Annotated in this window: 12 protein-coding genes; 5 read left to right on the top strand and 7 right to left on the bottom strand. The window is 72.3% G+C overall.

Annotated elements, in window-relative coordinates; translation table 11 throughout:
* Positions 1-309 precede the first annotated feature (309 nt).
* Positions 310-1,134: a purine-nucleoside phosphorylase gene (locus ACFIF2_RS20610; RefSeq protein WP_395574644.1), complete on the bottom strand. Its 825-nt coding sequence runs from the start codon at positions 1,132-1,134 to the stop codon at positions 310-312.
* A gap of 95 nt (positions 1,135-1,229) precedes the next feature.
* The gene (locus ACFIF2_RS20605; RefSeq protein ID WP_395574643.1) at positions 1,230-1,667 is read right to left on the bottom strand and encodes a gamma-glutamylcyclotransferase; all 438 of its coding nucleotides are present in this window, start codon (positions 1,665-1,667) and stop codon (positions 1,230-1,232) included.
* 85 nt (positions 1,668-1,752) lie between these two features.
* Here ACFIF2_RS20605 and ACFIF2_RS20600 point away from each other — a divergent pair, with 85 nt between their 5' ends.
* Positions 1,753-3,201 (top strand): NAD(P)H-quinone dehydrogenase, encoded by a 1,449-nt coding sequence (locus ACFIF2_RS20600; RefSeq protein WP_395574642.1) that lies wholly within the window; start codon positions 1,753-1,755, stop codon positions 3,199-3,201.
* A gap of 171 nt (positions 3,202-3,372) precedes the next feature.
* On the top strand, positions 3,373-4,359 hold the full coding sequence (locus tag ACFIF2_RS20595; protein WP_395574641.1) for a DeoR/GlpR family DNA-binding transcription regulator: 987 nt from the start codon (positions 3,373-3,375) through the stop codon (positions 4,357-4,359).
* 99 nt (positions 4,360-4,458) lie between these two features.
* On the opposite strand, the gene ACFIF2_RS20590 is transcribed toward ACFIF2_RS20595, so the two are convergent.
* Positions 4,459-6,231, bottom strand: coding sequence for an acetyl/propionyl/methylcrotonyl-CoA carboxylase subunit alpha (locus tag ACFIF2_RS20590; protein WP_395574640.1), 1,773 nt, complete (start codon positions 6,229-6,231; stop codon positions 4,459-4,461).
* A gap of 374 nt (positions 6,232-6,605) precedes the next feature.
* Here ACFIF2_RS20590 and ACFIF2_RS20585 point away from each other — a divergent pair, with 374 nt between their 5' ends.
* Positions 6,606-7,085, top strand: coding sequence for a hypothetical protein (locus ACFIF2_RS20585; protein WP_395574639.1), 480 nt, complete (start codon positions 6,606-6,608; stop codon positions 7,083-7,085).
* Here the strand turns inward: ACFIF2_RS20585 and ACFIF2_RS20580 are convergent.
* The 4 genes from ACFIF2_RS20580 to ACFIF2_RS20565 form a co-directional block, all read right to left on the bottom strand.
* Positions 7,054-7,674 carry a nucleoside triphosphate pyrophosphatase gene (locus ACFIF2_RS20580; RefSeq protein ID WP_395574638.1) on the bottom strand — a complete coding sequence of 207 codons (621 nt, stop codon included), beginning with the start codon at positions 7,672-7,674 and terminating at the stop codon, positions 7,054-7,056. The two genes, ACFIF2_RS20585 and ACFIF2_RS20580, sit on opposite strands and share 32 nt — an antisense overlap.
* Before the next feature lie 32 nt (positions 7,675-7,706).
* Positions 7,707-7,835 (bottom strand): morphogenic membrane protein MmpB, encoded by a 129-nt coding sequence (mmpB, locus tag ACFIF2_RS20575; protein ID WP_395574637.1) that lies wholly within the window; start codon positions 7,833-7,835, stop codon positions 7,707-7,709.
* Positions 7,836-7,914: 79 nt separating this feature from the next.
* Entirely contained in the window at positions 7,915-8,121 is a 207-nt protein-coding gene (locus ACFIF2_RS20570) for an acyl-CoA carboxylase epsilon subunit (protein WP_395574636.1), read from the bottom strand.
* 18 nt (positions 8,122-8,139) lie between these two features.
* Complete coding sequence (locus ACFIF2_RS20565; RefSeq protein WP_395574635.1) at positions 8,140-9,741, bottom strand: acyl-CoA carboxylase subunit beta; 1,602 nt, start codon at positions 9,739-9,741, stop codon at positions 8,140-8,142.
* Between the two features lie 110 nt (positions 9,742-9,851).
* Between ACFIF2_RS20565 and ACFIF2_RS20560 the strand changes: the two genes are divergently transcribed.
* Both ACFIF2_RS20560 and ACFIF2_RS20555 read left to right on the top strand, forming a co-directional pair.
* Positions 9,852-10,718 (top strand): biotin--[acetyl-CoA-carboxylase] ligase, encoded by an 867-nt coding sequence (locus ACFIF2_RS20560; protein ID WP_395574634.1) that lies wholly within the window; start codon positions 9,852-9,854, stop codon positions 10,716-10,718.
* Between the two features lie 245 nt (positions 10,719-10,963).
* Positions 10,964-12,106 carry an adenylate/guanylate cyclase domain-containing protein gene (locus tag ACFIF2_RS20555; RefSeq protein WP_395574633.1) on the top strand — a complete coding sequence of 381 codons (1,143 nt, stop codon included), beginning with the start codon at positions 10,964-10,966 and terminating at the stop codon, positions 12,104-12,106.
* Positions 12,107-12,119: the final 13 nt, after the last annotated feature.

The raw sequence follows: 12,119 nt of genomic DNA, 5'->3' as shown, positions 1-12,119 counted from the left end.
TTGACGCGCCAACCGCTGCGGGCGGACACCCCCCGACCCGTCCCCTTCCCGCCGTACGCGGCTTTCCCCTAGCTGCGGGCAGTCGTGCCGCTGGGGCGGCACGGGTGGGCGGTGGGGGTCCCCCCGCTCGAGCGAAGCCGAGAGTGGGGGAGGCACCCCGTAGCGCCGGGCCGCGCACCCCACCCGCGCAACCCACGGCACCCCGTCACGCCGGGCCGCGTCACCCACCCCGGCAACCTACGGCCCCCGTGGCGGCCGAACGGTGTCGGAGCGGCCCCGCACCGGGCGGTGGCGTCGGCCCGGCGGGGGTTACAGGCGGCCCAGGACCTGCGTCAGCAGGGAGCCCATCCGGGTCGCGGAGTCGCGGCCCGCCTGAAGGACCTCCTCGTGGTTGAGGGGCTCGCCCGTCATGCCGGCGGCGAGGTTGGTCACCAGGGAGATGCCCAGGACCTCGGCGCCCGCCTCGCGGGCCGCGATGGCCTCCAGGACCGTCGACATGCCCACCAGGTCGGCGCCGATGACGCGGGCCATGCGGATCTCGGCCGGGGTCTCGTAGTGCGGGCCGGGGAACTGGGCGTAGACGCCCTCCTCCAGCGTGGGGTCGACCTCCTTGCACAGCGCGCGCAGGCGCGGGGAGTAGAGGTCGGTGAGGTCGACGAAGTTCGCGCCGACGATGGGGGAGGTGGCGGTGAGGTTGATGTGGTCGCTGATCAGGACCGGCTGGCCGGGGCGCATGCCCTCGCGCAGGCCGCCGCAGCCGTTGGTCAGGATGATCGTCTTGGCGCCGGCGGCGACGGCGGTGCGGACGCCGTGGGAGACGGCGGCCACGCCGTGGCCCTCGTAGTAGTGGGTGCGGCCCAGGAAGACCAGCGCGCGCTTGTCGCCGATGGAGTACGAGCGGACCTTGCCGCCGTGCCCCTCCACCGCCGGCTTGGGGAAGCCCGGCAGGTCGGTGACCTGGAGATCGGCGTCGGGGTCGCCCAGGGCGTCCACGGCCGGTGCCCAGCCGGAGCCCATCACGAGGGCGACGTCGTGGGTCTCGGCGCCGGTGAGTTCGCGCAGGCGGGCCGCGGCGGCGTCGGCGGCGGCGTAGGGGTCGCCCTGGATGTCGTCCGGAAGAAGAGATGCGTTCACGCCGAAGAGGGTAGCCGGTCTTCGCCTACGCGCGTAGATGATGGAGGTCACGGGATTCGGGTCGTTGTTTTGTCGCTTCTGACGAGGGGGCGCGCTCAGCAGGGGCGTTTGCGCAGTTCCATGACGTAGTCGTGGGGGGCGCCGGCGGACTCGGCGGCGTCCGCGACCTCGCCCAGGTAGCGGGCGGAGGGAAGGCCGCCCTCGTAGGCGTTCAGGACGTAGGTCCACGCGTGTTCCTCGCCCTCCAGCGTGTGGATCCGTACGCGTGTGCGGCGGTATATGTCCAGGCCCACGCCCTCCCACCGGTCGAGGGAGTCCTCGTCCATCGGGGCGACGTCGTAGAGCGCCACGAAGACCTGGGAGACCGGGTCCTCGACGAGGGTCGCGAGCGCCCCCTCCCAGCCCATGTGCTCGCCCCCGAAGGTCAGCCGCCACCCGTCGAGCCAGCCGGTGGCGCGCAGCGGCGAGTGGGGGGCGCGGCGGGTCATCAACCGCGCGTCGAGGTTGCCGGCGTAAGCGGCGTAGAGCGACATGCTGGGAAGGGTACGGCAGGGGATCGGGCATCACTCCTGTAACGGAGGCGCCCCCGGGCGGCCCCGCGTTGAAGGGTGCGGGACAATGGAGTACGTGACTCGGATCGTGATCATTGGTGGCGGACCCGGCGGATACGAAGCGGCGCTGGTGGCCGCGCAGCTCGGCGCGGAGGTGACCGTCGTCGACTGTGACGGTCTGGGCGGGGCGTCGGTGCTGACCGACTGCGTGCCGTCCAAGACCCTCATCGCCACGGCCGAGGTGATGACCACCTTCGATTCCTCCTATGAGGAACTGGGGATCATCGTCGCCGACGACACTCCGCCCATGGAGCAGGCCGCCCGGGTGGTGGGGGTCGATCTGGGGAAGGTCAACCGGCGCGTGAAGCGGCTCGCCCTGGCGCAGTCGCACGACATCACCGCCTCAGTGACGCGCGCCGGCGCGCGCGTCGTGCGCGGGCGGGGGCGGCTGGAGGGCATGCAGGCCCTCGACGGGTCGCGGAAGGTCGTGGTGCGCGCCGCCGACGGGAGCGAGGAGACGCTCACCGCGGACGCCGTGCTGATCGCGACCGGCGGTCATCCGCGCGAGCTGCCGGACGCGCGCCCCGACGGGGAGCGGATCCTGAACTGGACCCAGGTGTACGACCTGGACGAGCTGCCCGAAGAGCTGATCGTGGTCGGGTCCGGTGTGACCGGCGCCGAGTTCGCCGGTGCCTACCAGGCGCTCGGGTCCCGGGTCACCCTCGTGTCGTCGCGGGACCGGGTGCTGCCCGGGGAGGACCCGGACGCCGCCGCCGTGCTGGAGGACGTCTTCCGGCGGCGCGGGATGAACGTCATGTCGCGGTCCCGGGCCCAGTCCGCCAAACGGGTGGGGGACCGGGTGGAGGTGACGCTCGCCGACGGGCGGGTCATCACCGGGTCGCACTGCCTGATGGCCGTGGGCGCCATTCCCAACACGGAGGGGATGGGGCTGGAGGAGGCCGGGGTCAAGCTCAAGGACTCCGGGCACATCCGGACCGACCGGGTGTCCAGGACCTCCGCTCCGGGCGTCTACGCCGCCGGTGACGTCACCGGGGTGTTCGCGTTGGCCTCGGTGGCGGCGATGCAGGGGCGCATCGCCATGTACCACTTCCTCGGGGACGCGGTCACGCCGCTGAACCTGAAGACCGTCTCCGCCAACGTCTTCACCGACCCCGAGATCGCCACCGTCGGGTACTCCCAGGCCGACGTCGACGCCGGGAAGATCGACGCCCGCGTGGTGAAGCTGCCGCTGCTGCGCAACCCGCGCGCCAAGATGCAGGGCATCCGGGACGGCTTCGTCAAGATCTTCTGCCGGCCCGGCACCGAGATCGTGGTGGGCGGCGTGGTCGTGGCGCCGCGCGCCTCGGAACTCATCCACCCCATCTCGATCGCGGTCGACAACAACCTGACGGTCGAACAGATCGCGAACGCCTTCACCGTGTACCCCTCCCTCTCGGGGTCGATCGCGGAGGTGGCACGGCAGCTGCACACGCGGAAGGCCGGCGGGGAGGGCTAGCCCGCGGCCGGAATCGACTCCCCACCGGTCACGGTGAGTTGCGGGGCTTGCGGGTGGCATAGGCGGATGGGGTAGGCGCGTATACCACTTCCAGGTCTGCTGTGCGAACAACTTCTGTTATTCGGCGCATACTGCTGAAAGCAGACGGTCGTTGGGGTTACTGTCAGTTTCGTGTTCGCTGCAGAACGTCGCCAATTGATCCTCGAAATGGTGCGAGCGAACGGGGCCGTGTCGCTCCGTGAGCTCGCCCGCGTCGTCCAGACCTCCGAAGTGACCGTACGGCGGGACGTGCGCGCACTGGAGGCAGAAGGACTCCTCGACCGCCGGCACGGCGGTGCGGTACTGCCGGGCGGGTTCACGCGAGAATCCGGCTTTCCGCAGAAGTCCCATCTCGCGACCGCCGAGAAGACGGCCATCGCCGATCTCGCCGCGGGCTTCGTCGAAGAGGGCGAGGCCATCGTGGTGGGAGCCGGGACCACGACGCAGGAGCTGGCCCGCCGGCTCGCGCGGGTGCCCGGGCTGACCGTCGTCACCAACTCGCTGCTGGTGGCCCAGGCCCTGGCCCACGCCAACCGGGTCGAGGTCGTGATGACCGGCGGCACGCTGCGGGGGTCCAACTACGCCCTGGTCGGGTCGGGGGCCGAGCAGTCGCTGCAAGGGCTGCGGGTGTCCAAGGCATTCCTGTCCGGGAGCGGGCTGACGGCGGAGCGGGGCCTGTCCACGTCCAACATGCTGTCGGCGTCCGTCGACCGCGCGCTGGTGCAGGCCGCCGCCGAGGTCGTCGTCCTCGCCGACCACTCCAAGCTGGGCACGGACACCATGTTCCAGACCGTGCCCACGGACCTCATCACCCGCCTGGTCACCGACGAGCCGCCCGCCCACGACGACCGGGCCGCCACCGAACTCCAGGCCCTGGCCGACCAGGGCGTGCAGATCGCCGTGACCGGGGCGTCGGGAGGTGCCGCGACCGGCTCGGGGACGGCGGGATCCCCGGGGGGTGATGCCGTCCCGGCGCGTCAGCAGCGCCGGGACGTGCCGCTTCCGGGGCCGCGCCGTCAGGTCCCGGGCGCGTCGGCCGCTCTGCGGTCGGCCGCGGCCCTGGGGGAGCAGAGCGCCGGGGCGGAGCGGGCGCGCGTCGCCGATCTGCGCCGGCGCTGAGCCACCGCACGGTCCGTCGCGCCCCCCGCGCCAACGGCGGGGCGCCCGGCGGACGGCTGTCGTCCACCGGGCGCCCCGGACGTGGTGTCGTGCGGGTGATCAGTCCTTGATCTCGCAGATCGCCGCGCCCGACGTGACGGACGCGCCGACCTCGGCGCCCAGGCCCTTGACGGTGCCGGACTTGTGGGCGTTGAGGGGCTGTTCCATCTTCATGGCCTCCAGGACGACGATCAGGTCGCCCTCCTTGACCTCCTGGCCCTCCTCCACCGCGATCTTCACGATCGTGCCCTGCATCGGGGAGGCGAGGGTGTCGCCGGAGGCCGCCGGGCCGGACTTCTTCGCCGCGCGGCGCTTGGGCTTGGCACCGGCCGCCAGGCCCGTGCGGGCCAGGGACATGCCGAGCGAGGACGGGAGGGAGACCTCCAGGCGCTTGCCGCCGACCTCGACCACGACCGTCTCACGGCCCGTCTCGTCGTCCGCGTCGGTGTCGGCGGGGGCGGTGAAGGGCTTGATCTCGTTGACGAACTCCGTCTCGATCCAACGGGTGTGGACCGTGAACGGGTCGGTGGAGCCGGTCAGCTCGGGCGCGAACGCCGGGTCCCGCACGACCGCGCGGTGGAACGGGATGGCGGTGGCCATGCCCTCGACCTGGAACTCCTCCAGGGCGCGGGCGGCGCGCTGCAGGGCCTCCTTGCGGGTGCGGCCGGTGACGATCAGCTTCGCCAGCAGGGAGTCCCACGCCGGGCCGATGACGCTGCCCGACTCCACGCCCGCGTCCAGGCGGACGCCCGGGCCGGAGGGCGGGGCGAAGGCGGTGACGGTGCCGGGGGCCGGGAGGAAGTTGCGGCCCGGGTCCTCGCCGTTGATGCGGAACTCGAAGGAGTGGCCGCGCAGCTCCGGGTCGCCGTACCCGAGTTCCTCGCCGTCGGCGATGCGGAACATCTCGCGGACCAGGTCGATGCCGGCGACCTCCTCGGTGACCGGGTGCTCCACCTGGAGGCGCGTGTTGACCTCCAGGAAGGAGATCGTGCCGTCCATGCCGACGAGGAACTCGACGGTGCCGGCGCCGACGTAGCCGGCCTCCTTCAGGATCGCCTTGGAGGAGGAGTACAGCTCGGCGAGCTGCGCCTCGGACAGGAACGGCGCCGGGGCCTCCTCGACCAGCTTCTGGTGGCGGCGCTGGAGCGAGCAGTCACGGGTGGAGACGACGACCACGTTGCCGTGCTGGTCGGCCAGGCACTGGGTCTCCACGTGACGGGGCTTGTCGAGGTAGCGCTCCACGAAGCACTCGCCGCGGCCGAACGCGGCCACCGCCTCACGGACGGCGGAGTCATACAGCTCCGGGACCTCTTCGAGGGTGCGGGCGACCTTGAGGCCGCGGCCGCCGCCGCCGAAAGCCGCCTTGATCGCGATCGGCAGCCCGTGCTCCTCGGCGAACGCCACGACCTCGTCCGCGCCCGAGACCGGGTCCGGGGTGCCCGCGACCAGCGGGGCGCCGGCGCGCTGGGCGATGTGCCGGGCGGCGACCTTGTCGCCCAGGTCGCGGATGGCCTGCGGGGGCGGGCCGATCCAGATCAGGTCCGCGTCCAGGACCGCCTGCGCGAACTCGGCGTTCTCGGAGAGGAAGCCGTAGCCCGGGTGGATGGCGTCCGCGCCGGACTCGCGCGCTGCCTTCAGGACCTTCTCGATGTCCAGGTAACTGGTGCCGGGGGTGTCACCACCCAGGGCGAACGCCTCATCAGCGGCGCGGACATGCAGAGCGTCCCGGTCCGGGTCCGCGTAGACGGCCACGCTCGCGATCCCGGCGTCCCGGCAGGCCCGGGCCACGCGGACAGCGATTTCGCCACGGTTGGCGATGAGCACCTTGCGCACGATTGAGGCTCCCTCCTTGAAACAAGCCGAGTTTAGGGACTGCCGACACGGCACTACGACCCGTCCCCAATGGTGAGCTTGCCCACACGGAGCGTGATGCGAGGCTTGCTCGACCCGCGAAATCCCTTGTCGTGCCGCGATACGCAGGACTCTTCGGGGAAACCCTAGCCTCCCGGTGTGGGCAAGGTCTCTGTAAGAGGGTGCTGCGGGCCACTCCGTTTCTTTGTCGAGTCCCTACGAATGGCCCAACGATTCTTTGCTCGCCGCCGACCCCTTGTCGCGAGGTTTACCCGTTAGTAGCGTTCCGGATGTCTCGAACGTACTTGGGGTAACAGCTGTCCTGTGCGGCAGCGGTCGAAAGTGGGTGGGGACCGGTGGCGGTTCGCAGGCCGGTGGCATGGATCGTGGCGGTCGTGCTCTTCGCGGAGGCGGTCGGCGTCGCGGCGCTGAACTGGTTCCTCGGGGTCGTCGTCGACCGGCAGGACATGTCCCTGGCCGGACTCGACCCGGACGCGATGTCCGTGTCCTCGAAGATCGGCGGAGTCGTCTTCGGGCTCTACTTCGCGCTGTGCGGGCTGGTCGCCCTGCTGGTGGCGCTGCGCGACCGCCGGCCGGCCGGCCTCGGGCGGGTCCTGCTGATCAGCGCGGCCGTGGTGCACGGGCTGCTCGGTGCCGTCGGCTGGGGGCTGGTGGGCTGGCACGCGTTCCTGTTCATGGTCCTCGTCCTCGCCCTGGTCGTGCTGCTGCTGATGACCTACGACGCCCGCGAGGAGCCCGCCGCCGGGCTCCCCGAGGATGGCAAGGGCGACGGCGGTTCCCCGGTCAGCCCTCCGGCGGCGCCCACAACTCCGTGATGCCGACCCCGAGTTCGGCGAGCAGCCGGCGGAGCAGGGGGAGGCTGAGGCCGATCACGTTGCCGTGGTCGCCCTCGATGCCGTCGATGAACGGGGCCGAACGGCCGTCCAGCGTGAACGCCCCGGCGACGTACAGCGGCTCCCCGGTGGCCACGTAGGCCGCGATCTCCTCGTCGGTCGGCTCGCCGAAGCGGACGACGGTGGAGGCGGTCGCCGAGACGTGGCGGCCGGAGGCGGTGTCCCAGACGCAGTGGCCGGTCTGCAGCGTGCCCGCCCGGCCGCGCATCGCCTTCCAGCGGGCGGTGGCCTCCTCGGCGTCCGCCGGCTTGCCCAGCGCCCGGCCGTCCAGGTCGAGCACCGAGTCGCAGCCGATCACCAGGGCGCCGTGCACCTCGGGCTTCGCGGCCACCACGGAGGCCTTGGCCTCGGCGAGGGCGAGGGCCAGCTCGGCGGGGGTGGGTGCGGTGACGCGGTCCTCGTCGACGCCGCTCACGAGGACCTCCGGGGCGAGCCCCGCCTGGCGCAGCAGGCCGAGCCGGGCCGGGGACTGGGAGGCGAGGACGAGTCGTCTGCGGCGCTGAGCGGTCATGGGGCCAGGTTAGCCACCCGGGCGGGGGCGGCTCACCTCAGGCCGAGCACGATCATCGCGAGAACCATGGCCAGCGCCAGCAGGACGCTCAGCCGCCGCAGCATCTCCTGCGTGTCGCGCAGTTCCTGGGGCGGCTCGTTCTCGGGGTCGGACCACAACATGCCACCAGCGTGGGGCCCAGGCGGTGGGGGGCGCCTGAGTAGGCGTACTCAGATCGGCGCCCCCCTTGGGAGGCCGGTCCTAGCCGGGCCAGAAGGTGCGGCCCCATGCCGTCGGGCCCGGCTGGGGGAGCCGGTGGGCCGCGATGCGCGACGGGTCGGACCACGCGTCACGCGGTCCCTCGTCGCCGGACGGCGCGGCGGCCGCCGCCACCGCGCGCGCCCGGACCACCGCCAGAGCGGCGGCCAGCTCCTCCGGGGTGGGATTGCCCCGTACGACCTTGATCACAGCGGCTCCTTGCCGGGCTCAGAGGGGGATGTTGCCGTGCTTCTTCGGAGGGAGGGATTCCCGCTTGGTACGCAGTTGACGCAGACCGCGGACGATGTGGCGGCGGGTGTCCGACGGCATGATCACGGCGTCGACGTAACCGCGCTCGGCCGCGACGTAGGGGTTGAGGAGGGCGTCCTCGTACTCCTGGATCAGGCGGGCGCGGACCGCCTCCAGGTCCTCCCCGTTCGCCTCGGCCTCGGCGATGGTGCGGCGGTGCAGGATGTTGACCGCGCCCTGGGCGCCCATGACGGCGATCTGGGCGGTGGGCCAGGCCAGGTTGAGGTCGGCCCCCAGGTGCTTGGAGCCCATGACGTCGTAGGCGCCGCCGAAGGCCTTGCGGGTGATGACCGTGATGAGCGGGACCGTGGCCTCGGCGTAGGCGTAGATCAGCTTGGCGCCGCGGCGGATGATGCCGTCGTGCTCCTGGTCGACGCCGGGCAGGAAGCCGGGGACGTCCACGAAGGTCAGTACGGGCACGTTGAAGGCGTCGCAGGTGCGCACGAAGCGGGCCGCCTTCTCGGACGCGGTGATGTCCAGGCACCCGGCGAACTGCATCGGCTGGTTGGCCACGATGCCGACCGGGCGGCCCTCGACGCGGCCGAAGCCGGTGAGGATGTTCGGCGCGAACAGCGGCTGCGTCTCGAAGAACTCGGCGTCGTCGAGGACGTGCTCGATGACGGTGTGCATGTCGTACGGCTGGTTCGCCGAGTCCGGGACGATCGCGTCCAGCTCGCGGTCCTCGTCCGTGACCTCGAGGTCCGCCTCCTCCGGGAAGGCCGGCGGCTCGGAGAGGTTGTTGGACGGCAGGTACGACAGCAGCTGCTTGACGTACTCGACGGCGTCCTTCTCGTCGCCCGCCATGTGGTGGGCCACGCCCGAGGTGGAGTTGTGGGTGCGGGCGCCGCCCAGCTCCTCGAAGCCGACGTCCTCGCCGGTGACGGTCTTGATGACGTCGGGTCCTGTGATGAACATGTGGCTGGTCTGGTCGACCATCACCGTGAAGTCGGTGATCGCCGGGGAGTAGACCGCGCCGCCCGCGCACGGGCCGACGACCAGGCTGATCTGCGGGATGACGCCGGAGGCGTGGGTGTTGCGGCGGAAGATCTCGCCGTACGCCCCCAGCGAGGCCACGCCCTCCTGGATGCGGGCGCCGCCGGAGTCGTTGATGCCGATGACCGGGCAGCCGGTCTTCAGCGCGAAGTCCATCACCTTGACGATCTTCTGGCCGTAGACCTCGCCCAGCGCCCCGCCGAAGACCGTGAAGTCCTGGGAGAAGACGGCGACCGGGCGGCCGTCGACGGTGCCGTAGCCGGTGACGACGCCGTCGCCGTAGGGGCGGTTGGCGTCGAGGCCGAAGTTGGTGGAGCGGTGCCGGGCGAACTCGTCCAGCTCGACGAAGGAACCCTCGTCGAGCAGGAGGTCGATGCGCTCACGGGCCGTCAGCTTGCCCTTGGCGTGCTGCTTCTCCACGGCGCGTTCCGAACCGGCGTGCGTCGCTTCCTCGATACGGCGCCTCAGGTCCGCGAGCTTGCCCGCGGTCGTGTGGATGTCGGGCTGCTGCTCTTCCGGCTCGGACATCGGGATGCGGCTCCCTGCCTGCTCAAAAGGGGGGACGGTTACTCGTTCGTAGAGTAGTGGGGGGCCTTCCGATCGGCAGTGCGGTGTTTCCCACACCTAGTGTGGGTTGCATGACGCCCCGAGATGCCTCTGGCTCCCCCCGCAATCCGTGGTCCGACCTGAGCCGGCCGCCCCTCAACCCGATGGCCCTGCGCCGGGGACTGGTGCGGGAGGGCGGGCTGTGGCGGCAGGTGGACGTGGTGCAGCGCACCGGTTCCACCAACTCCGATCTCGTGGCCCGCGCCGCCGGCGGCGAGCTGGAAGAGGGCGCCGTCCTGATCGCCGAGGAGCAGACCGCCGCCCGGGGGCGCCTGGACCGGCAGTGGACGGCACCCGCCCGCTCCGGCCTCTTCTTCTCCGTACTGCTGCGCCCCGCCGAGGTGCCCGTGCCCCGCTGGGGCTGGCTGCCGCTGCTCACCGGCGTCGCGGTGGCCACCGGCCTGTCCCGCGTCGCGGGCGTCGACACGGCCCTGAAGTGGCCCAACGACCTGCTGGTGACGGTCGGCGACGAGGAGCGCAAGGCGGGCGGGATCCTGGCCGAGCGGGCCGGTGACGACGGCATCGTCATCGGCGTCGGCATCAACGTCACCCTCCACGCGGACGAGCTGCCCGTCCCGAGGGCCGGTTCGCTGGCGCTGGCCGGGGCCGTCAACACCGACCGGGACCCGCTGCTGCGCGGCGTGCTGCGCTCCCTGGAGGACTGGTACGGGCGGTGGCGGGCGGCGGCCGGCGACCCGGCGGCCAGCGGGCTCCAGGAGACGTACGCGGCGGGGTGCGCGACGCTCGGGCGGATGGTGCGGGCGGAGCTGCCGGGCGACCGGTCGCTGGTGGGGGAGGCGGTGGCCGTGGACGGGGACGGGCGGCTGGTGCTCGCCACGGGGGCGGGCGTGCAGGAACCGGTGGGCGCGGGCGACATCGTGCACCTGCGCCCGGCGTGACGACGGGCGCGCGGCGGGGGCCGCGTCGGGTGGGGCCAGGTCCGCGTCGGGCCGGGTGGGCCGGTACGCGTCGGGCCGGGTGGGCCGGTACGCGTCAGGATCGGGGTGCGGGCACGCGGACCGGCGGGGGAGCGGGTACGCGACCGGCGTCGCCGGGGTGCCTGCGCGGGAGTGAGCTGCGGCACACCTGACGTAAAGTTGGGGCCGGTCGAACCTGACCGCGGCAGATCGGAAGGGCAGCAGGCGTGACCGTCGACGACACGGGCTCCGGCGCGGACGGGGACGGCCGGGTGGACCCCGAGCCCGGCCCGGACTCCGGCGACTCCGGCGATGACCCGCTCGCACTGCGCCTCGAAGGGCTCATCCTGGGCGCCGAGCGCCGCTACACCCCCTTCCAGGCCGCCCGCAGCGCGGGTGTCTCCATGGAGCTGGCGTCCCGTTTCTGGCGGGCCATGGGTTTCGCCGACATCGGCCAGGCCAAGGCCCTCACCGAGGCGGACGTCCTCGCCCTGCGGCGGCTCGCCGGTCTGGTGGAGGCGGGGCTGCTCAGCGAGGCGATGGCCGTGCAGGTGGCGCGGTCCACCGGGCAGACCACCGCCCGGTTGGCGGAGTGGCAGATCGACTCCTTTCTGGAGGGCCTGACCGAGCCGCCCGAGCCCGGCATGACGCGCACCGAGGTGACGTACCCGATCGTCGAACTGCTCCTGCCCGAGCTTCAGGAGTTCCTCGTCTACGTCTGGCGCCGCCAGCTCGCCGCCTCGGCCGGCCGGGTCGTGCAGGCCGGTGACGACGAGGAGATGGTGGACCGGCGTCTCGCGGTCGGCTTCGCGGACCTGGTCGGCTTCACCCGGCTGACCCGCAGGATGGAGGAGGAGGAGCTCGGCGAGCTGGTCGAGGCATTCGAGACCACCGCCGCCGATCTGGTGGCCGCGCGCGGCGGACGGCTGATCAAGACCCTCGGCGACGAGGTGCTGTACGCCGCCGACGACGCCGGTACGGCCGCCGAGATCGCGCTGCTGCTGGTCGAGACGATGGCGAACGACGCGACCATGCCGGAACTGCGCGTCGGGATCGCCTTCGGCACGGTGACCACCCGGATGGGCGATGTCTTCGGCACGACCGTCAACCTCGCCTCCCGGCTCACCTCGATAGCTCCCCGGGACGCCGTCCTCGTCGACACCGCCTTCGCCGAGGAGCTGATCCGCACCCGCGACGCCCCGGCCTCGGAGGCGGCGGCGGCCGAGGAGGCCGCCGCGGCGGAGAAGGAGGGCGAGGAGCCGCCGGCCTACCGCTTCGCGCTCCAGCCGATGTGGCAGCGGCCGGTGCGCGGTCTGGGCGTGGTCGAGCCGTGGCTGCTCTCCCGGCGGGGCACCGGCGGGGAGTCGTAGGACCCGGTCGGCC

Source organism: Streptomyces sp. BK79, from assembly GCF_044142145.1.
In the GTDB taxonomy this organism is placed as follows: domain Bacteria; phylum Actinomycetota; class Actinomycetes; order Streptomycetales; family Streptomycetaceae; genus Streptomyces.
This window is presented reverse-complemented; position numbering and strand designations above follow the sequence as displayed.

What these genes read in the sequence shown, in the direction of transcription:
- ACFIF2_RS20605 (WP_395574643.1), bottom strand. Translation starts at nt 1,667, where the DNA reads ATGTCGCTCTACGCCGCTTACGCCGGCAACCTCGACGCGCGGTTGATG.
- ACFIF2_RS20600 (WP_395574642.1), top strand. Translation starts at nt 1,753, where the DNA reads ATGGAGTACGTGACTCGGATCGTGATCATTGGTGGCGGACCCGGCGGA.
- ACFIF2_RS20580 (WP_395574638.1), bottom strand. Translation starts at nt 7,674, where the DNA reads ATGACCGCTCAGCGCCGCAGACGACTCGTCCTCGCCTCCCAGTCCCCG.
- mmpB (WP_395574637.1), bottom strand. Translation starts at nt 7,835, where the DNA reads ATGTTGTGGTCCGACCCCGAGAACGAGCCGCCCCAGGAACTGCGCGAC.
- ACFIF2_RS20565 (WP_395574635.1), bottom strand. Translation starts at nt 9,741, where the DNA reads ATGTCCGAGCCGGAAGAGCAGCAGCCCGACATCCACACGACCGCGGGC.
- ACFIF2_RS20560 (WP_395574634.1), top strand. Translation starts at nt 9,852, where the DNA reads ATGACGCCCCGAGATGCCTCTGGCTCCCCCCGCAATCCGTGGTCCGAC.